The 20,057-nt window shown below is 30.0% G+C and carries 18 protein-coding genes, 5 tRNA genes and 2 pseudogenes; 10 read left to right on the top strand and 15 right to left on the bottom strand.

Annotated features, from left to right (window positions below):
- Positions 1-299: 299 nt before the first annotated feature.
- Positions 300-1,346, bottom strand: a complete 1,047-nt coding sequence (gene hemB / locus O1U_RS02395; RefSeq protein ID WP_016503817.1) for a porphobilinogen synthase — start codon at positions 1,344-1,346, stop codon at positions 300-302.
- Positions 1,347-1,511: 165 nt separating this feature from the next.
- On the opposite strand from hemB, the gene O1U_RS02390 reads away from it, so the two are divergent.
- A complete protein-coding gene (locus O1U_RS02390) occupies positions 1,512-2,273 on the top strand; it encodes a TatD family hydrolase (protein WP_016503816.1) in 762 nt (253 codons plus the stop codon).
- Here the strand turns inward: O1U_RS02390 and tatC are convergent.
- The 10 genes and pseudogenes from tatC to asd all read right to left on the bottom strand — a co-directional run bounded on the left by tatC (position 2,259) and on the right by asd (position 10,874).
- Positions 2,259-3,002: a twin-arginine translocase subunit TatC gene (tatC, locus tag O1U_RS02385; RefSeq protein ID WP_016503815.1), complete on the bottom strand. Its 744-nt coding sequence runs from the start codon at positions 3,000-3,002 to the stop codon at positions 2,259-2,261. The genes O1U_RS02390 and tatC overlap by 15 nt on opposite strands.
- Positions 3,003-3,063: 61 nt before the next feature.
- Positions 3,064-3,288 (bottom strand): twin-arginine translocase TatA/TatE family subunit, encoded by a 225-nt coding sequence (locus O1U_RS02380; protein WP_016503814.1) that lies wholly within the window; start codon positions 3,286-3,288, stop codon positions 3,064-3,066.
- Between the two features lie 9 nt (positions 3,289-3,297).
- Positions 3,298-3,537: a twin-arginine translocase TatA/TatE family subunit gene (tatA, locus tag O1U_RS02375; protein WP_016503813.1), complete on the bottom strand. Its 240-nt coding sequence runs from the start codon at positions 3,535-3,537 to the stop codon at positions 3,298-3,300.
- Positions 3,538-3,594: 57 nt separating this feature from the next.
- A pseudogene (gene ubiB, locus O1U_RS02370) lies at positions 3,595-5,219 on the bottom strand (ubiquinone biosynthesis regulatory protein kinase UbiB).
- Positions 5,216-5,821, bottom strand: coding sequence for a ubiquinone biosynthesis accessory factor UbiJ (locus O1U_RS02365; RefSeq protein ID WP_016503811.1), 606 nt, complete (start codon positions 5,819-5,821; stop codon positions 5,216-5,218). The pseudogene ubiB and the gene O1U_RS02365 overlap by 4 nt, the downstream one beginning before the upstream one ends.
- 8 nt (positions 5,822-5,829) lie before the next feature.
- Positions 5,830-6,546 carry a bifunctional demethylmenaquinone methyltransferase/2-methoxy-6-polyprenyl-1,4-benzoquinol methylase UbiE gene (ubiE, locus tag O1U_RS02360; RefSeq protein ID WP_081697380.1) on the bottom strand — a complete coding sequence of 239 codons (717 nt, stop codon included), beginning with the start codon at positions 6,544-6,546 and terminating at the stop codon, positions 5,830-5,832.
- Between the two features lie 63 nt (positions 6,547-6,609).
- Positions 6,610-8,097 carry a DNA recombination protein RmuC gene (gene rmuC, locus O1U_RS02355; RefSeq protein WP_016503809.1) on the bottom strand — a complete coding sequence of 496 codons (1,488 nt, stop codon included), beginning with the start codon at positions 8,095-8,097 and terminating at the stop codon, positions 6,610-6,612.
- A 162-nt stretch (positions 8,098-8,259) separates the two neighbouring features.
- Positions 8,260-8,505: a YfhL family 4Fe-4S dicluster ferredoxin gene (locus O1U_RS04830; protein ID WP_016503808.1), complete on the bottom strand. Its 246-nt coding sequence runs from the start codon at positions 8,503-8,505 to the stop codon at positions 8,260-8,262.
- A gap of 40 nt (positions 8,506-8,545) precedes the next feature.
- Positions 8,546-9,817 carry a peptidase U32 family protein gene (locus O1U_RS02350; protein WP_016503807.1) on the bottom strand — a complete coding sequence of 424 codons (1,272 nt, stop codon included), beginning with the start codon at positions 9,815-9,817 and terminating at the stop codon, positions 8,546-8,548.
- 190 nt (positions 9,818-10,007) lie between these two features.
- A complete protein-coding gene (asd, locus tag O1U_RS02345) occupies positions 10,008-10,874 on the bottom strand; it encodes an archaetidylserine decarboxylase (protein WP_016503806.1) in 867 nt (288 codons plus the stop codon).
- Between the two features lie 663 nt (positions 10,875-11,537).
- Between asd and orn the strand changes: the two genes are divergently transcribed.
- From orn to O1U_RS02330, 3 genes are all read left to right on the top strand, one after another.
- A complete protein-coding gene (gene orn, locus O1U_RS02340) occupies positions 11,538-12,083 on the top strand; it encodes an oligoribonuclease (protein ID WP_016503805.1) in 546 nt (181 codons plus the stop codon).
- 118 nt (positions 12,084-12,201) lie between these two features.
- Positions 12,202-12,278 (top strand) — tRNA-Gly (locus O1U_RS02335).
- Between the two features lie 65 nt (positions 12,279-12,343).
- Positions 12,344-12,420 (top strand) — tRNA-Met (locus O1U_RS02330).
- Positions 12,421-12,833: 413 nt separating this feature from the next.
- On the opposite strand, the gene hemE is transcribed toward O1U_RS02330, so the two are convergent.
- The 4 genes from hemE to O1U_RS02310 all read right to left on the bottom strand — a co-directional run bounded on the left by hemE (position 12,834) and on the right by O1U_RS02310 (position 14,282).
- Positions 12,834-13,910 carry a uroporphyrinogen decarboxylase gene (hemE, locus tag O1U_RS02325; RefSeq protein WP_016503804.1) on the bottom strand — a complete coding sequence of 359 codons (1,077 nt, stop codon included), beginning with the start codon at positions 13,908-13,910 and terminating at the stop codon, positions 12,834-12,836.
- Positions 13,911-13,923: 13 nt separating this feature from the next.
- Positions 13,924-14,000 (bottom strand) — tRNA-Pro (locus tag O1U_RS02320).
- An 81-nt stretch (positions 14,001-14,081) separates the two neighbouring features.
- Positions 14,082-14,157, bottom strand: a tRNA-His gene (locus O1U_RS02315).
- Positions 14,158-14,205: 48 nt separating this feature from the next.
- Positions 14,206-14,282 (bottom strand) — tRNA-Arg (locus O1U_RS02310).
- 353 nt (positions 14,283-14,635) lie between these two features.
- Between O1U_RS02310 and O1U_RS02305 the strand changes: the two genes are divergently transcribed.
- The 6 genes and pseudogenes from O1U_RS02305 (at position 14,636) to O1U_RS04770 (ending at position 19,840) form a co-directional block, all read left to right on the top strand.
- Positions 14,636-14,992 (top strand): c-type cytochrome, encoded by a 357-nt coding sequence (locus O1U_RS02305; protein WP_016503803.1) that lies wholly within the window; start codon positions 14,636-14,638, stop codon positions 14,990-14,992.
- Positions 14,993-15,038: 46 nt separating this feature from the next.
- Positions 15,039-15,497 carry a tRNA (adenosine(37)-N6)-threonylcarbamoyltransferase complex ATPase subunit type 1 TsaE gene (gene tsaE, locus O1U_RS02300; RefSeq protein ID WP_016503802.1) on the top strand — a complete coding sequence of 153 codons (459 nt, stop codon included), beginning with the start codon at positions 15,039-15,041 and terminating at the stop codon, positions 15,495-15,497.
- A gap of 26 nt (positions 15,498-15,523) precedes the next feature.
- Positions 15,524-16,849 (top strand): annotated as a pseudogene (locus tag O1U_RS02295) (N-acetylmuramoyl-L-alanine amidase); the annotation flags it as partial.
- A gap of 8 nt (positions 16,850-16,857) precedes the next feature.
- On the top strand, positions 16,858-18,558 hold the full coding sequence (gene mutL / locus O1U_RS02290; RefSeq protein ID WP_016503800.1) for a DNA mismatch repair endonuclease MutL: 1,701 nt from the start codon (positions 16,858-16,860) through the stop codon (positions 18,556-18,558).
- A 17-nt stretch (positions 18,559-18,575) separates the two neighbouring features.
- On the top strand, positions 18,576-19,514 hold the full coding sequence (gene miaA / locus O1U_RS02285; protein WP_016503799.1) for a tRNA (adenosine(37)-N6)-dimethylallyltransferase MiaA: 939 nt from the start codon (positions 18,576-18,578) through the stop codon (positions 19,512-19,514).
- 197 nt (positions 19,515-19,711) lie between these two features.
- Complete coding sequence (locus tag O1U_RS04770) at positions 19,712-19,840, top strand: RNA chaperone Hfq (protein ID WP_081697379.1); 129 nt, start codon at positions 19,712-19,714, stop codon at positions 19,838-19,840.
- Positions 19,841-20,057 lie beyond the last annotated feature (217 nt).

Here is a 20,057-nt window from a genome sequence, read left to right as displayed (position 1 = left end):
AATTTTAAAAGATTTTTACTTGTGGAAAAATCTTTTCCCAATATTAAAGTAAGCACTAATACAGCTGCTTGTAGACTAAGACGTCGCTGAGCAATAATCTCTAAAAGAACTAAGCCTACTACCTACTATGAAAGACCATAAACTACGCTGAAAGCAATATCTTTTCTTTTGAATGTACGGTTTGATTAGTAATAAAAATTTTATAAACATAAACTTATAAAGTTTCAATGTTCTCTTGATAATAATCATTTTTTTTTAACAATCAAGTGTACAGAAGAAAAAGTATTATTCTAAGTGAACTATGTATACTTATTCAACTGTTTGAATATTTTAGCATTGTCTTCAGCTAGCCATTTTGCTACATCTTTAGCAAAGTAAGTCATGATGCCATCAGCTCCTGAACGTTTAAAACAGAGTAATGATTCTAAGATAATTTCACGTTCTTTTAACCAACCTTTTTGAATTGCTGCTTTGTGAATAGCATATTCGCCTGATACTTGATATGTAAAGGTTGGTACTTTTAATTCATGCTTAACTCTTCGAATAATGTCTAGACATGGCATTCCTGGTTTAATCATCACCATATCAGCTCCCTCATTAATATCCATAGTCACCTCGTGAATAGCTTCATCACTATTGGCAAGATCCATTTGATATTTTTTTTTGTTGTTTTTCGTTGAGTTAAATGAAGAATCTATTGCATTTCGAAATGGAGTATAGTAATTGGAAGCATATTTAGCTGAGTACGACATTATTTGAGTATGTATATATCCTTTTGACTCTAGCGCTTCTCGAATTTTTCCAATACGACCATCCATCATATCAGAAGGAGCAACTATATCTGCTCCAGCTTTTGCATAAGAAAGCGCCTGTTTAATTAATATTTCTATTGTTTCATCATTTTTAACGTAGTTATTTCTATCAATAATTCCATCTTGTCCATGTGTAGTAAATGGATCAAGGGAGATATCAGTTATAACACCTATTTCTGGTATAAATTCTTTTAGGAAATAAATAGATTGTGGAATTATACCTTCTGGATTATAAGCTTCTGATGCAAAACAACTTTTTTTATCTTTTGGTATTACAGGAAATAGAGCAATAGCAGGTATTCCTAAGTCTGCTAAATACCTGGCTTCTTTAAGCATTAAATCGATAGATAGACGTTCAATATTTGGCATTGATTTTATAGATTCACGACGTTGTTTTCCTTCTAATATGAACATTGGATAAATAAGATCATTAACAGATAATTGATTTTCAGCTATCAATCGACGACTAAAGTCATGTTTTCTTATACGGCGCATGCGTCGTTTAGGAAATCGTCCTTGTATTGATATAGACATTAACCTCTCCTCATTACTAAAAAAATATTTTTATATATTCAGTTAGTTGTAATTTTGGAAGAAAAATGTAATAAATAAAGTTTGAAACTGATATCATTTATACACTGATATATAATATTTTTCGAGAACTTTTTTATCAAGTTAACAATCAAATTGAGATAAATAATGATTGATACCCATGCTCATATATATATGGTTGATTTTGATGATGATCGTGATCAGGTTATTCAACGTGCTTTAAGAAAAAGGATTAATACAATATTATTACCGAATATTAATATAGATTCTATTCAACCTATGCTAAAGACGGAAATGACCTATCCAGGTATTTGCTATTCTATGATTGGTTTACATCCTTGTTATGTAAAAAGCGATTTTCTAGAAACTTTAGAAACTATTTATTCCTGGTTTAGTCAACATAAATTCATTGCTATAGGTGAAATAGGAATGGATTTTTATCGAAAAAATTACTATAAATTAGAGCAAGAAGAAGCGTTTATTATACAGTTAAATTGGGCTAAGCAAATGAATCTTCCAGTAGTAATACATGCTCGTAATTCTATTAAAAAAATATTAAAACTGCTTAGTAAAGAACAGGATGGTTCTTTAACTGGTGTATTTCACTGCTTTTGTGGAGATATTAAAGAAGCTATGGAAATAAATTTTTTAGGGTTTCATATTGGTTTAGGAGGTATATCAACATTTAAAAATAGTGGAATGGAAAAAGTAATTCCATATTTAGATTTAAATTATCTGATTTTAGAAACTGACTGCCCTTATTTATCTCCAGTTCCCTATCGTGGAAAGCGTAATGAACCTGCACATTTGCAATTAATAGTTAACCACATCGCAAAAATAAGAAAAATGGCATCTCTGGAAATTGAGATGCTTACTACCAATAATGCTAAAACTTTATTTCAGATTTAAATAGACAAATGATGAACTAATCTTTTTTAAACGTTTTGTTATAAATTTTGAAGAAAGTAATCCAATTTCAAAGAGTAAATACATTGGGATTGCAAGTAAAGTTTGTGAGATGATATCTGGTGGCGTTAGTAGCATTCCAATAACAAAAGAACTAACAAGTATATAAGGACGTTTTTCTTGTAGATTTTTTGGTTTAAAAATGTCAGTCCAACATAGTATAGTAATTGCCACTGGTATTTGAAATGCAACTCCAAAAATTAGAAATAAAGCCAAAACAAAATCAAGATAATTTGAAATATCTATTGTAAATTTTACATTTTCAATAGATATTTGAGTAAAAAAAGTGAACATTATAGGAAATATAATAAAGTAAGCAAATGCAACTCCACAGTAGAATAACAATGTACTTAATAATACCACTGGTATTATTAAGTTACGTTCATGTCTATATAAACTTGGTGCAATAAATGCCCAGATTTGATACATTATCGGTACTATCGATATAAATATTGATAGCACTAAAGTCAATTTCAGTGGTGTTAGTAAAGGAGAAGTAACATTCGTTGCTATCATTGTAGTGTCATTATCAAGTCGTTCTATTAATGGTGCCGCAATAAATTCGTAGATATCATTAGAAAAATATACAAGTCCTAAAAATACTACCAAAATAGAAATGGCAGCATGAAGTAACCGGTTTCTTAATTCCGATAGATGGCTAAATAAAGTCATAACTAATTTCTTTGCTAAACATAATAGAACGGACTAATCTTTATGAGCTCTTAAAATACTATTAAGGTTTTTTTTGATTAGAATGATGTTTATTTTTAATAATAATATCTTTTTTATCTGGAATGTTTTGTATTTTAAGTTTTCTACTTGCTAAACTCGCTGTGTTTTCTAATTCAGAAAAGAGTTTATAAATTTGTTTTATTGCATAGAGAAAGCGCTCAGGACCAAGTATAAGAAGACTTATGATTGATATTAATCCTAGTTCCCAAAAACCGATATCAAACATTTATTAAACCTATTTTTTTGTTTCTTTTTTAAAAGAAGGTGTGTATTTATTTTTTTGTTTTCTATTTGTTTTTTTAGAACGTTTTTGTCTTTTTGTTTCAGTACTAGTATTTTCTTCATTTATTGCATTTCTAAAAGTCTTAATTGTGTTACCTAAATTAGAAGCAATACTATGTAATCTCTTAGTTCCGAATAGTAACGTAATAACTAAAAAAATAATAAGTAATTGCCAAATGCTAATTCCAGCCATTTTATGTGTATCCTTCTTCCTTTATTTTAATTAAACTGTTATTTGTTTTATTATTTATTATCGGTAAATTCTCCAACTTAAAAACCAAAATGCAATACCTAATCCGAAGATGATTAAAGATAATTTAGGTTCTTGCTCGTTATTTATTAGTATTGCTGAGCATATAATGAAAACACTTCCAATACTAAAGAATAAATTTCCTACCATTTTTTCTTTGTGTTTTTCTTTGAAAAATTTATCTATATTTTGATTAATTTCTCTGCTTTTTTCTAAGTTATAAAAAAGAAGTTCTGGTAGCTTCGGTAATTTTTCAACCCAAAATGGTACACGTTCTTTTATTTCATTAATTAATGTTTTTGGACTAATTTGATTCATTACCCATTCTTCTAGAAATGGTTTTGCAGTTTTCCATAAATCAAGCTGAGGATATAATTGTTTTCCTAATCCTTCGATATACAGTAAAGTTTTTTGTAATAAAATTAATTGTGGTTGTACCTGCATATTGAATAAGGTTGCAGTATTAAATAAATGTAGCAAAACTTGAGCAAATGAAATATCACAAAATGGCTTCGCAAATATGGGCTCGCATACAATTCGAATTGCTAGTTCAAATTCATTAATATTAGTTTCATATGGAACCCAACCAGAGTCAATATGTAACTTTGCTACTTTTCTGTAATCGTTATTAAAAAATGCTAAGAAAATTTCGGCAAGATATTTTTTATCTTCATTATTTAATCGACCCATAATTCCACAATCAAGTCCTATCCAGGTAGGATCTTCTGGATGCTCTATATGAACGAATATATTTCCTGAATGCATATCAGCATGAAAAAAATTATCCCGAAAGACTTGAGTAAAAAACACATTTACCCCTCTTTCAGCTAATAATTTCATATTGATTCCATGTTTCTTAAGTTCTTTAATATTAGAAACAGGAATACCATAAATACGTTCAGATACCATTACAGTTTTATTGCTGTATTCGGTAATAATTTCTGGTACATATAGCTCATCGCTATTTTTAAAATTTCGACGTAATTGAATTGTATTATCTGCTTCACGACGTAAATCAAGTTCATTTAATAGTATCTTTTTGCATTCATTAATTACTTCTAGCAGTTTTAAACGACGAGTGCTTGGTTGTATTTTTTGGATAATATATGCTAGGCGATACATCAATTTAAAATCTGTATTAATTGTTAGTTGTATATCAGGACGGATGGTTTTTAATACTACTTCTCGATTTGTTTTTTTAATTTGGCACTATGAACTTGAGCGATTGAAGCTGAAGCGAGTGGTATCGTATTAAAGTCTGTAAACCAATTTTCTAAAGAACCACCTAATGCTTGTTCAATTTGTATTTTAGCAAGTTGACCATCAAACGGGGCTACTTTATTTTGTAACATAGTTAAATTTTTTATAATATCCTGAGGGAAAAGATCATGCCGGGTAGAGATCATTTGACCCAGTTTAATCCAAATAGGACCAAGTTCTTGAAATGCAAGATATAATCTTTTCCCTAAAGATTTATTATCTTTTCTATTTTTTATTAAGAAAAAAGATTTGAGTAAAAAACATAATATGTTTAGTAATTTATTTTTTGGTAATAAATCTTCAATACCATATTGGATCAGAATTTTAATAATAAAATATAAACGTTTTAGTTCAACAAAAATCATGCAATCTCCGATAGGCTATTTAAGCTTTTTTCAAGGCATGAAATTTGTTTTTTAATATTCTTTACTTGATTACAAAAAAATTCGATTTCTAAAGAACTTGGAATAATACTACACTCTTCATTTAAAAAATAAGTAATATGTTTTTTATGTTTGTTAGTGATATTTTTGATAAATAATGTAAGTTTTTTAATACTTTGAGTTGTCATATGAGCAATTACATCACCAGTTAGGTAAGAGTAATACTCCTCCATATCAGGTTCACAATCAGCTATGATTTGAGAAAAACATTGAGCTAATTTAATATTTCCTTCACAGGTTAATTTATCTTCTTTTATGAGTACAGCAATGTTAGTATTCTTATAAATTTTGAATAAATCACTGAGATAAAATGATAAGTAGCAGTGAGGATGACCTTCATAATTACCTAGGATATGAATGTATTCATTAAATATAAAAGTTATTGTTTTATCTAATTCTTTTAAATGGATTTGAATTATTTGTTCTTTTAAAGGAGATAAGTGATAAGCTGATTTTGGATTATCTTTTATTAGTTTATTTAATAAAGTTTCTATTGCAGTTGTAATGAAAGTTTCAAGTAGCATTGTTTTTCCTAAAACTTATAACCGCGATGTAGTGCAACGATACCAAATGTAAGATTATAAAAACTATTTTTTTCAAAACCTGCTGATTCCATCATATTTTTAAATGTGCTCTGATCAGGATACATTTTGATTGATTCTGCTAGATAGCGATAACTTTCTGAATCATTAACTACTATTTGTCCTATTTTTGGTAATACATAGAAAGAATATGCATCGTAAACTTTAGAAATTAGCTTGAAAATTGGTTTAGAAAACTCTAGTACTACTAGTCGTCCTCCTGGTTTCAGCACACGATACATAGAATTTAAGGCTTTATTTCTGTTTGTTACATTACGTAAGCAAAAACCAGTAATTATACAATCAAAATGATTATCTGGAAATGGTAGCGTTTCAGCATTGGCTTGTATATAATAAACATTATCTATAATACCTTTATCACGTAACTTATCGCGACCAATACTTATCATAGTTTGATTGATGTCTACTAGAATAATATAACCTTTTTCACCAACTATGGGCGATAATTGTCTGGTTAGATCCCCTGTACCACCTCCTAAATCAAGAAATTTATGACCAGAACGAACACCACTACAATCAATAGCAAAACGTTTCCATAATCGATGAATTCCTAATGACATTAGATCATTCATTATATCGTATTTTTTGGCAACTGAATTGAATACCTTTTCTACTCTAGCCGTTTTTGCTTTTTTTTCCAAAGTCATATTCCCTGTATAAATTCATTTTTATATTAGAAAGATAGTAAGCGATAAAAGGAATGAAGTTTTTCATTTCTGCATAAAATTCTCATCTTCTGAAAGTGCTATTTTAGATAAATGGATAGAAATAGGGCGTTTGATTTTTACTCCAAGTTTTCTAAAACTTTCTATTTGACGAATTATATTCCCTTTTCCGCAAGTTAATTTGTTTATTGCAGCTTGATAATTTTGTTGAGATTTATCTAAAATTCGACCAAGATCTTCCATATCATCAATAAATAGCCTAACTTTATCGTATAATTTACTAGCTCGTTCAGCAATAATTTGGGTATTTTGATTTTGTCTTTCGTTTTTCCATAAATTATCTATAGTTCTTAAGGCTACTAATAATGTTGTAGGACTAGATAAAATGATATTTTGTTCTAAAGCGTTTTTGAGTAAGCCTGGATCAGACTGGACTGCTATCTGAAAAGCCGGTTCAACTGGAATAAACATTAATACATAATCAAGGCTTTTAATTTCTTTGAGTTTATGATAATCCTTTGATGAAAGTCCTTTGATATGTGTTCGTAATGTTGATAGGTGATCCTTTAAAGCATTCTTTTTTTCTTGAGCTGAGGAAGAATTAAAATAACGTTCAAATGCTGTTAATGCCATTTTTGAATCGATAATTACCTGTCTATTTTTAGGCAGGTAAACAATTACATCTGGTTGATATGTTTTTCCAAATTCATTTTTTAAATTGACTTGAATTTTATATTCATGACCTTCTCGTAAACCAGATTCAGTTAATACACGAGCTAATACTACTTCTCCCCAGTTTCCTTGTTGCTTATTATCACCTTTAAGTGCTTGAGTTAGATTCACGGCTTCGCAAGCCATTTTTTCATTAAGACGTTGAAGGTTTTTCAGTTCATGTACTAACGTATGTCGTTCTTTCGCTTCTTGGTTCAGGGTATTATTAATCTGTGTTTTAAACTCTATAAGTTGTTCTTTAAAAGGTAAGAGTATGCTTGTCAAATTTTGTTCATTTTTTTTCTCAATTTTAGCTGTTTTTGTCTCAAATAGTTTATTAGCTAAATATTCAAATTGTTGTTTTAGTCGTTCTTCCGATTTTTCTAAAAATTGCAGTTTTTCTAAATTAGCTTTATTTTGTTGTTTATAATGGATTTCTTGTGTTTTTAGTTCTACTTCTAATTGATGTTTTTGTTTTTTAGTATGATTTAATTCGTCAGCATATTTTTTAGATTCTTGTTTAAAAATTTCAAAGTGATTCAATTTTTCATTCATGGCCATTAATTTTCCATGATTTTTTTTTAATTCATACGAAAACTTATCACGTTCAGAAATTAATTCATGCTGTGTTTGAATAAGTTTTTTCTCTGCTTGTTCTAATTGAGATGAATAGAACTGTTCATTATTAGAAAAATTTTTTTCCAATAGTTCAATCTTAAACTGCATTTTTTGCTTTACAAACCAGCCAACTATCACTCCAAAAAAAATTGCTATTCCAATAGAACTAGCAAGAATACTTGGGTATTTGATCATCCATTGCATATATATATTGTTTAATTTTCTTTATTGATTCAAATAAATTGATGGTATACATTTATCTAGATAAATGTCCAGTTTTTGATTTTAAAAATTAAGAAATAACAAGCTGTTTTAAGTAAGAGTAAGGGAAATTCACAGGGAAATTCACAATGAGTTAAACTGCAATTAACTTGAGCACTTCATTTTTTTAAAAAGCTCTCTTTTAGTTTCAATATATTTGGGGTCTATGATAATACAATTTGGAATAGGACAAACAGATTGACAATTTGGAGTACTATAGAATCCTTTGCATTCAGTACATAGGGTAGGGTCAATCTGTGAAATTTTATCATCCATAGAAATCGCTTGGTTTGGGCATTCTAGGTAACACATATCACAGTTAACACATTTTTTAGTAATTAGTAGGGCCATTTAATGTACTCATCTTTTTTAGATTTAAATAGTTCAATATTTATTTGAATTTACGTGCTAATAAAGCATACTCAATTTGCGTATTGTTTGGAATAGAGATAAAGACAAAATATCCGTTTCCTTTTGCATCTTTTATTGTTTTAAATTTTTGATTTTGCATTGTCTTTAAAGTAAAGGTGATATTGCTTTTTGGAGTAATTAGTTCGAGGGTATCACCAATCATAAATCTATTTTTTACCTCTACCTCAGCAAGTTCTCCATGATATTTACCAGTAAATTCACCTACGAATTGTTGAATGTTTGATATAGACTGTCCATGATCATATTGTTGATATGATTGATGTGCATGACGACGTAGAAAGCCTTCTGTATAACCACGATTAGAAAGATTTTCTAAAGTATATGTTAAGTTTTGATCAAATGGCCTACCCGCTATAGAATCATCAATTGCTTTACGGTACACCTGGGTAGTACGTGCGCAATAGTAAAAAGATTTACTTCGTCCTTCTATTTTTAGTGCATGAATTCCTATTTTAATTAATCGGTCTACATGTTGAACAGCACGTAGATCTTTTGAATTCAAAATATATGTACCATGTTGATCTTCAAGCATTATCATTTTTTCTTCTGGACGATGTGATTCTGATAACAATGCAGTTTTTTCAGAAATATCTTCTTGTTCTTCCTGTATGTTATATAGCCATCGACACGCATTTGTGCAAGTTCCTTGATTAGCATCTCGTTTATTGATATAAGAAGACAATAGACAACGTCCTGAGTAAGCAATACATAAAGCACCATGAACAAAAACTTCTAGCTCTATTCCTTGGCAAAATCTGTAGATTTCATCTATTTCTTCCAAAGAAAGTTCTCTGGAAAGAATCACTCGTTTAATTCCATGTTTTCCCCAAAACTTAACAGTTGCCCAATTTACTGCGTTTGCTTGAACTGAAAGATGAATTGGTATTTCTGGAAATTGTTCAAGTGTAATCATAATTAAACCAGGATCAGACATGATAAGGGCATCTGGATTCATTCGGATAATAGGTTCTATATCTCGAATAAAGGTTTTAATTTTTGCATTGTGTGATTGTATATTACATACCACATATAGTTTTTTTTTTAGTGCATGGGCTTCATAAATGCCAATTTCTAAATTTTCAAGGTTAAACGTGTTATTTCTTACACGAAGACTATAACGTGGCTGTCCAGCGTACACTGCATCTGCCCCGTAAGCAAAAGCATAACGCATATTTTTAAGACTACCTGCTGGTGATAATAATTCTGGTATAAATGCTTTTTTTTTAGACATGCTAAATCCTTATTCGAATATCTTCTACGCTGTATTACACAGTTTTGATATTTTAGAAATTGTTTTCATATAAAGTTCTCTATTTTTTTTTGTAAGGTTGCATTATCTAATTCTCAAGTTAAGTTAGACTATTCTATAGTGAGTTTAAATAAAAAAGGAAAGAAAAGTTTGCCTAACAAATGACCATATTCTACTCAGGATTGTTATGTGCATATGCTTTTCCCATCAAAATAGATGCATTACGCTGTACTGTTTTATCAAAAGTAATTTGACCTTTAGAAAATAAATTAATTACTGTAGAACCTAATTTGAATTGCCCCATTTCTTGCCCTTTATTTAGCTTTATTTCTTCTTTACCTTCTATTAAATAGTTCCATTGATATATAGTATTACCTTGCGGTGGTGTAATGGTACCTGCCCAAGTAATTTTAATGCTACCGACAATAATAGCTCCAACAAGAATTTGTGCAATAGGACCAAATTTAGTATCAAAAATGCAAACTACACGTTCATTTCTAGCAAATAACTTAGGTATTTTTCTTGTCATCTCTGAAGTTACTGAAAACAAACAACCTGGAATATATATCATTTTTCTTAACACAGCATCACAAGGCATATGCACTCGATGGTAGTCACAAGGGGAAAGGTAAAAAGTAGCAAATTTTCCTAAAGCAAATTCTTCAGCTAAAGTATCATCACCTCCAAGTAGTTCAACTATTGAAAAGCGGTGTCCCTTTGATTGAATTATTTGATTGTTTTCGATTACACCAAACTGGCTTACATAAGCATCTACTGGATAAGTAATAACAGATGAATCTTCATCAATAGGGCGCGAATCTTTTTTCAACTCACGAACAAAAAAATCATTAAAAGTTTTAAAGTGATTAAGATCAGGATAAAGAACTTCACTCATATCAATATTATATCTTTTTATGAAACTGCGTATCATAAGTTTAGTTAAAAAGTTGCATTTTATTGATGCTAGTATACCTACAAAACGTGTTAAAAAATATTGCAGAAATTCAAATTGTAAGCTAATTCTAATGATTTTTTTCATTATGTAAAATCCTTAATTGTTCCTATTTTATATGCTAGAAAATAAGAAATAATAACGCAATTTTAACATTAGGAGTACATTCTATTTTTATTAGTTTGAAATTGAAAAATTTTCTATTATTTTGTATTTAGTAGATAAGGAAATCTACTACAGTCATTGGCTTTGTATTAATTCAAAAAGTAAAACAATGTTAATTATACATTAAGAATATGACATATTGTGTTTTTTAAAAAAATCAAAAACTTTGATAGTGAGATTTGTAACATTTCAGAGAGTATAAAGTAACATTTAAGATTGTTTTAATGGTAACATTATAGCTGTTAAAGGTAGGGGAGGAAAAGGAATAGCTATGTTGTTCAAGTCTTAAGTAGCAATTAATTTTGATGTTTCGTCATCTTTAATTTTTATTTAAATATTTCCTAAAGTGAGTGATGATGAAAATGAAAGTTCTATTCGAGCTTTGAATGTCGGTTTCCAGTTTGTTCATTTAACATGAACAAATTTCAGTTTTTAGTCAATTTTTAGTCAGTTTTTTTCCTTAAACAAAAATTATTGTTTTTAGCAACTAGTCATTACAAAGATCTAAGTATGATTTTTTTTGGAACGTTAAGCTAACAGTAGTGCTCTTCTTTTATTATTAGTAAATATAACAGGTGATATATTATGTCCTTTAGCGAACGGAACTTAATTTGGCTTGATCTTGAAATGACAGGTTTAAATTTTGAAATTCACAAAATTATTGAAATTGCGACTGTTGTTACTGATAGTGGATTAAATATTTTAGCTGAAGGTCCTGTTTTATCTATTACTCAACAAGAACATGAACTAAGAAAGATGGATAATTGGTGTATAAAAACCCATACAGATAGTGGACTAATAGAGCGTGTCCGTCAAAGTAAATTATCTGAACAAGATGCCACTGTTCAGACGCTTAGCTTTCTCAAGAAATGGGTTCCTAAAGGGAAATCCCCAATTTGCGGTAATAGCATTGCACAAGATCGGCGTTTTTTATGTAAATATATGCCTGAATTGGAAGAGTATTTCCATTATCGATCTATTGATGTTAGTACATTAAAGGAATTAATAATCCGTTGGAAACCAGAAGTTTTAAATAATTTTTCCAAGCAAGGTAATCATTTAGCTTTAGATGATATTCGTGAGTCAATTGCTGAGCTGAAATATTATCGTAAAGCTATTTTTAGTATTTAGTTTTAATTTGTAGTAGACAAGAGAGAAAAAAATACTCTAAAAAAATAAATGCTTGCATCGTACAAAAAAACTCTTATAATTCACTATCCTAGGAATGGGGAAAAATAAAATAAGTTTTGCGACACTAGCTCAGTTTGGTAGAGCGCAACCTTGCCAAGGTTGAGGTCACGAGTTCGAACCTCGTGTGTCGCTCCAAGATAGATTATCTGATGTAACTGACTTTTTGAATTGAAAAAGCAAAAATAATATCCCAAATCAAACGCGGGGTGGAGCAGTTTGGTAGCTCGTCGGGCTCATAACCCGAAGGTCGTTGGTTCAAATCCAACCCCCGCAACCAGTCTTTTGTTAAATTCAAGGTTTTTAATCAATTCGTATATTTTATTTGATTTAGTCAAGAATCAATTTCTTTCCAATGAATTTGTTTTTTATGCTAATTATTAGTTTAATACATTAGATTATACATTACCTAATGTGTCCCTACTTATCCACAATCTTTTTTTGTTGATAAGTTAGTGTATAGTTTTTAGAAAAAAAATTTGTTTTTAATTTAGAAAAAAAATTTGTCATTTTTTTTCTAAAAAAGGTTGATAATATGTTGATTTTAATGAACTTAACCTTTTAATTATATAAGGATTAATAAGTGTAGATTTATATTTTTATGTTTTTTTATGTGTGGTTAACTTTAATAAAAAGTTTTCTATCGTATTCTAACACGATTTTTTCCACATGTTATTTTATAATTCTGAACTATCATGTTGAACGATGATATTTTGGTGATATTTTATGAACTGTTTCAATAAATATTCTTACGCTTTCTGGTTCTACATCTGAATGAATTCCATGCCCTAAGTTAAATACATGTCCCCCAGAATTGGTATAACCAAAGTTTTTCAAAATTGTTTCGACTTCTTCTCGGATACGTTCAGGTTTCGCATACAAAATTGAAGGATCCATATTTCCTTGTAAAGCTACTTTTCTCCCTACGCGATATTTTGCATCAGAAATCGGGATTGTCCAATCTAAAGCAATAGAATCACAGCCCGTTTCAGCAATTTTTTCTAACCAAATTCCTGAATTTTTTGTAAATAGCGTAATTGGAATTCGTGTACCGTTATTTTCATGAATTAGGTTATTGATGATTTTTTTCATATATGCTAGCGAGAAGGATTCATAGTCATTTGTAGTCAATATACCTCCCCAGGTATCGAAGATTATTACCGAGTGAACACCTGCTTTAATTTGTGCATTTAAATATTCAATAATACTATTTGCTAATTTATTAAGAAGCAAATGCGTAGCTATTGGTTCTCTATACATCATTTTCTTGATTTTAGTAAATTTTTTTGAAGTTCCTCCTTCAACCATATAGGTTGCAAGTGTCCAAGGACTGCCAGAGAATCCAATTAATGGAAGTGCATTTTTGAGTTCTTTACAAGTTTGACGAATTGCATTCATTACATATTGAAGTTCATGTTCAGGATCTGGCACCCCTATTTTCTTTATGTCTGCTATGCAGGAAATAGGATTAGAAAATTTAGGCCCTTCTCCTGACTTGAAATACAAACCTAGCCCCATAGCGTCTGGAATAGTCAAAATATCTGAAAATAAAATCGCAGCATCAAGAGGGAAACGGCGTAAAGGTTGTAATGTTATTTCCGATGAAAGCTCAGGGCTTTTACATAGTGAAAGAAAACTTCCTGATATAGATCTAGTAGTACGATATTCTGGTAGGTATCGGCCAGCTTGGCGCATTATCCATATTGGAGTATAATCTATTGGTTGTTTTAAAAGTGCACGAAGATAACAATCGTTTTTAAGTCTATTCATTTTTTTATTGAAATGGTCGGTGAAGAGGGATTTGAACCCCCGACCCTCTGGTCCCAAACCAGATGCGCTACCAAACTGCGCTATTCACCGAAATATAGAATAATTAATCTTTAGATATTTTTTTATTAAACGTTAATTAATTAAATAGTTGTAGTCCTATAAATTTATTTCTGGGGTGGCTAACGAGATTCGAACTCGCGACCACTGGAATCACAATCCAGAGCTCTACCAACTGAGCTATAGCCACCAAACCCCATACACTTTTAATTAGCTTACCAGAAAGATATCGAGTGTATGGCACGCCCGAAAGGGATCGAACCTTCGGCTTTTGGCTCCGGAGGCCAACGCTCTATCCATCTGAGCTACGGGCGCACTTCATGATAGGTAAACTAAATCATACTTATATCACATTGTACCGTCTAGTATTTTTTAAAGTTTTTTTAAAGAATAATTGAAATGCGAAAAGATTTATTTTATGGTGCAGGACTGTACTATTATAAACGATATCTTACTTATAACTTGGATAGATGTCAGGACTTATTTAACTAAGTTTGCAATTTTAATTATTTCCAGTAATGGAATATCACATATTATGTATTTTATTGTGTAATGATTCACGTTAGTTCTTATCAATGAAATAGTAGATGAAGTTATGAGCTAATATTTATGGGCATATTTCGGTGGATAAGTAGTGTTTTTTTTCTGTTTTAGCGTTTTCTGCTTTATTGCTTTCTAACACTGCCAAGGACTACGAATCTATAATAGATCGCATTAAACCAGTTGGTAATGTTTATATTGAAGTTAAAAATAAATTAGCTGAACAGAAAGAAGTAGTTAGTAAGATTCGTGATGCAAGTTCGATATATAATACTTTTTGTATCGCTTGTCATGCATCTGGTGTGAGTGGTGCTCCTAGATTTGGTAATGTTAATGATTGGGCTTCTCGAATTGCTCAAGGGAAACAAATCATGCAAGATAATGTAATTAAAGGATTAAATGCAATGCCAGAGAAAGGCTTATGTATGGATTGTTCTGATGATGAATTGCTTCAGGTTATTGAATATATGATAAAAGATTTATAACCTAAAGCCCTATTATAAATAGAATTGATTTCAATTCATAATTCTTATGAAGAAAATTACTTTGGTAGATAAAACTGCAACGATGAGAATAGGTTCGCGTCTCGCACAGGTTTGTTGTCAACAAACTCTTATTTTTTTAAGTGGGGAGGTAGGTGTTGGTAAAACGACACTCAGTCGTAGTTTTTTAAAAACTTTAGGATATCTAGGTCATGTAAAAAGTCCAACATACAACTTAGTTGAATCTTATACATTAGAAAAATGGAAAGTGTACCACTTTGATTTTTATCTTATTTTTTCTCCAGAAGAATTAGAATTTATTGGAATTCGAGATTACTTTTTACCTGATTCTATTTGTTTAGTTGAGTGGCCCGAGAAAGGAGGGGATTTTTTACCTAATGCAGATATTAATATTCTATTGTCTTATCATGGCAACCAACGTTGTGCTTCTATCACAGCGGATAGTCAGTATGGATATGCTCTCTTAAAAAAATCGGGGTTAAATTGAATACAAGACAAGTACAGTTTTTTTTTATTTTTTTTCAAATTTCATGCTTTTTTTCTAGCTCTTTAGTATTTTCTAATACACTTGAAGACTTAAGAGTTTGGACATCTCCTAATGAAACTCGGGTTGTTATGGACTTTACAGATGAGGCTGATTATAGCTATTTTATTTTAAATAAACCAGAAAGGTTAGTTGTTGATTTTAAAAAAACAACACTAAATACTACATTACCTAAAAATGTTATTAACAATTCTATATTGACAAAAATTCGTAAAAGTACTCCACCAAATAAATTTACTTATCGTTTAGTATTTGAATTAAAGCATAAGGCAAGTAAGCTTAATCTGTTTAGATTATCTCCGACTCCAGGAGGACAATATGGTCACCGGTTAGTGATTAATTTGTCTCATCCTAAAAAACAATTAAAAAAAGTTAAATCCAATAATACAATTTATCTTAATCAAGGTATTTCTCGATCATTTAATGATATTATAATTGCGATTGATGCTGGGCATGGCGGAGAAGATTCTGGTTCTATTGGTCCTACTGGAAAATATGAAAAGCACATTACACTAAAAGTTTCTAAAAAATTAGCTGAAAAAATCAATACCATGCCAGGAATTAAAGCAATCCTTACTCGTTCTGGTGATTATTTTGTTAATTTGAATAAACGTTCTGAAATTGCTCGAAAAAATAAAGCAAATTTATTAGTCTCCATTCATGCTGATGCTTTTTATACTCCACATCCTCGTGGTGCCTCTGTATTTATTTTAAATAATAAGAGAGCGGATACTGAAATTTCTCGATGGATCGAAGATCATGAGAGTCATTCAGAATTATTAGGCGGAACTGGTCAAGTTTTGATCAACAAGAATGTTGATAAAGATGTTAGTAAAACGCTTCTAGATTTACAATTTAACCATTCTCAGAAAGAAAGCTATAAGCTTGCTACAAAAATCTTAAAGGAGATAAAAAAATTTTCCTATTTGCATCAAAAACATCCAGTAAATGCAAGCTTAGCAATATTAAAATCGCCTGATATTCCTTCAGTATTAGTTGAAATTGGTTTTCTTTCAAATCCAATAGAAGAAAAACTTTTATCTCAAAATGACTATCAAAATAAATTAGCAGAAAGTTTAGCAAGAGCAATTGTTCAATATCTTAAAGAAAATCCAGTAGAAAATTCCTTATTTTTTAATTTTCCAAATATAAGGAAACATAAAGTACAGCCTGGAGAGTTTTTAGGGAAAATTGCTCAACAATATAGTGTAACTATTAATCAACTTCGGTTAGTAAATGAGTTACAGTCTGATCAGCTTTTAATAGGTCAGATTATAATGATTCCAAGTAATAGTAATAATCTATGACAATAAAAATTCTATCAAAACAACTTATAAGTCAAATTTCAGCAGGTGAAATTGTTGATCGTCCTGCCTCAGTGGTTAAAGAGTTAGTAGAAAATAGTTTGGATTCAGGTGCAACTGTTATTGATATTGAGATTGAAAAGGGAGGAATTCAGCTTATTCGTATAAGGGATAATGGTAAAGGCATTTTAAAAAATGAATTAACATTAGCCTTGAGTCGTCATGCTACTTCTAAAATTCGTACATTAGATGATTTATCATTATTATCAACTTTAGGTTTCCGTGGTGAGGCTCTTGCAAGTATTAGTGCAGTAAGTCGTTTAATATTGACTTCTCGTCCTGTCATTCAGGATATAGCATGGTCTATATATAGTGAAGGAATGGAAATGAAGGTGCAACCTGTTTCTCATCCTTTGGGTACATCTGTTGAAGTTATTAACCTTTTTTTTAATATGCCTGCTCGGCGTAGATTTTTATGTACTGATAGAACAGAATTTATTCATATTGATGAACTGATTAAACGTATTGCATTAAGTCGTTTTGATATCAAGTTTAGTTTGCGTCATAATAATAAAATTATTAGACAATACTATCCAGCAAGAAATGAATTAGAAATAGGGAAACGTATTGCAGCGGTTTGTGGCAATGCATTTGTTTGTAACATGATTAAGGTTGAATTAATTCATTATGATTTAAAATTATATGGTTGGATATCTAGTCCAAATGGATCGCGTAAAAAAGGTGATTTGCAATATTTTTATGTAAATGGAAGAGTAGTTCGTGATAGATTTATTAATCATGCTATTAGGAAAAGTTATGCAAATTTCTTAAAAGAAGAACAATTTGTAGCTTATGTATTGTTTATTGAAATTCATCCTAATCAAATCGATGTTAATGTTCATCCAGCTAAATATGAAATTCATTTCTATAAAGCTCGTTTAGTTCATGATTTTATATATCGAGCTATAAATAATGCCTTAGTTAAAAGTCATGATATAGATATACCTTATTTATCAATTGATAAACATCAGTCAAAGGAAAAGAATAAAAATCTTATAGTAGATAAGTCAGATGGCATTATAGAAAAGCAACTTAATATTAATCCTACAGAAAAAAATAAGCCAATTGAGTTCCTAGGGAAAGCAATTGCCGTTATTCAAAATAGGTATGTAGTTATGGATTCAAAACAAGGAGTCGTTCTTATTTCTTTAGGTAGAGCAGAGTGGCTTAAAATACGCGCCCAGTTTGGTATTAGAGAAAGTATTTTACTAATATCACGACCTCTTTTGATCCCTTTATTAATTGAATTGATTGAAGAGTTGGTCTCTTACGTCACTGATTTCTCTGAACTTCTTATATCTTTTGGTTTATCATTTAGAGTAAAGAATTTTTCTACTTTAATAGTTTTAGGTGTTCCTAGAATATTGATGAATAAAAATTTATCTAAATTGATTCCAGATTTATTATCTTATATTGCCTTTTCTAATTTTAACCCATCTTTAATAATTGAAAATAGAAAAGCATTAGCAAATTGGATAACCAATTATATTATTTCTGTAAAAGTTGATTACAGCGTATGTGAAGCTTTGAAGATCATTACTGAATTAGAGAAGATTTACTGTGGTCAATTGCCTTTACACGATAAAAAATTTGTTACCAAAGTTGACTTTTCAAAAAGTATAGCTGTTCTACAATCTTAAAGATCTTCAGAGAAGATATGAATGGTAAATTACCTTTAGTAATATTTTTAATGGGTCCTACTGCATCAGGAAAAACTACCCTTTCCATTAAAATTAGTAAAAAAATACCAGTAGAAATTATTAGTGTCGATTCAGGATTAATTTATAAAGGTATGGATATTGGTACAGCTAAACCAAGTTCCGAAACTTTAGAAAAAATACCGCATAAATTGATAGATATTCGTGATCCAAATGAAAGGTATTCTGTTGCTGATTTTTATTACGATGCTATGTATGCTATACATCAGACCATTAAAAATGGTAAAGTTCCTTTACTTGTTGGTGGAACTATGTTCTACTACAGGTCTTTGATTAAAGGTTTATCATTTACGCCTGCTTCAGATCTCAAAATTCGTTCTCAAATTAAACAAGAGGCATTGAATTTAGGTTGTGCTTCTTTACATAAACAATTAAAAAAGATTGATCCAATTTCAGCAAACCGAATCCACTGTAATGACTTGCAAAGATTATCTAGAGCATTGGAGATTTATCGAATTTCTGGTAAAACTTTGACGGAATATTCTAGATATAAATATAGAAATTTCCCTTTTCATGTAAAACAATTTGCACTAGCTCCAAATGAAAAAGATAACTTGCATCATCGAATTGAAGTAAGATTTCATAATATGATAAAAAATGGTTTTGAAAATGAAGTGAAGGCACTTCATAGTCGAAATGACCTTCATTTAGACCTTCCTTCTATCCGTTGCGTAGGTTATCGACAAATTTGGGATTATTTAAATGGAAATTTAAGTTTGGATGAAGCGATTTTTCGTGGAATTTGTGCAACTCGCCGCTTGGCTAAGCGGCAGATGACATGGTTGAGAAGTTGGTGCGATTTAACTTGGTTAAATAGTGAAAATATGGAACAAGCAGTAGAAACTATATTGAATAAAGTTAACACTGAAAAAAAATAGCTTGCATCTCAGTAACATTTTTTCTTTATATCACTTGACTTACCTTTGGTGTTTTTATATTAGAAAACTGTCGATATTTTTTATAATGCTTGTTTTAAGTCAATCAGTTAAGTTATGCTTACCAGAGGTTTAGTATGATTTAAAAGTTAAACTAGTATATGTCATAACTGGAATAAATTAAACACTCAGGGGGAAAAATGGATTCTTTTGACCAATTTGTAATTTTTTTGAAAAATGCTGTTAATCAAATAGTATATAAGCACTCAATTACAATGGTTGTTCCTTTTCGTTTAGTAAACCATAATAAAAGCAAATATCCCACTTAATCTAGTTCTTCTTTTATAGAGGAGGAAACTAATTTTAGTTATTACACCTATATATATTTTTTAATAAAAATTTTAGTTAATCCTGTTACAATTTAGTAGATTCAATCTTTGAATATTAAATTCATATAAACTTAGCATAGATTGTGTATCATATACGATAATATAAGATGAATTTAGATGGTTTTTTTTCATAGCATATATGGAGAATTTTATTCGT

This window comes from Candidatus Photodesmus katoptron Akat1, assembly GCF_000478685.1.
GTDB classification, from domain to species: Bacteria; Pseudomonadota; Gammaproteobacteria; order Enterobacterales; family Vibrionaceae; genus Vibrio; species Vibrio anomalopis.
This window is presented reverse-complemented; position numbering and strand designations above follow the sequence as displayed.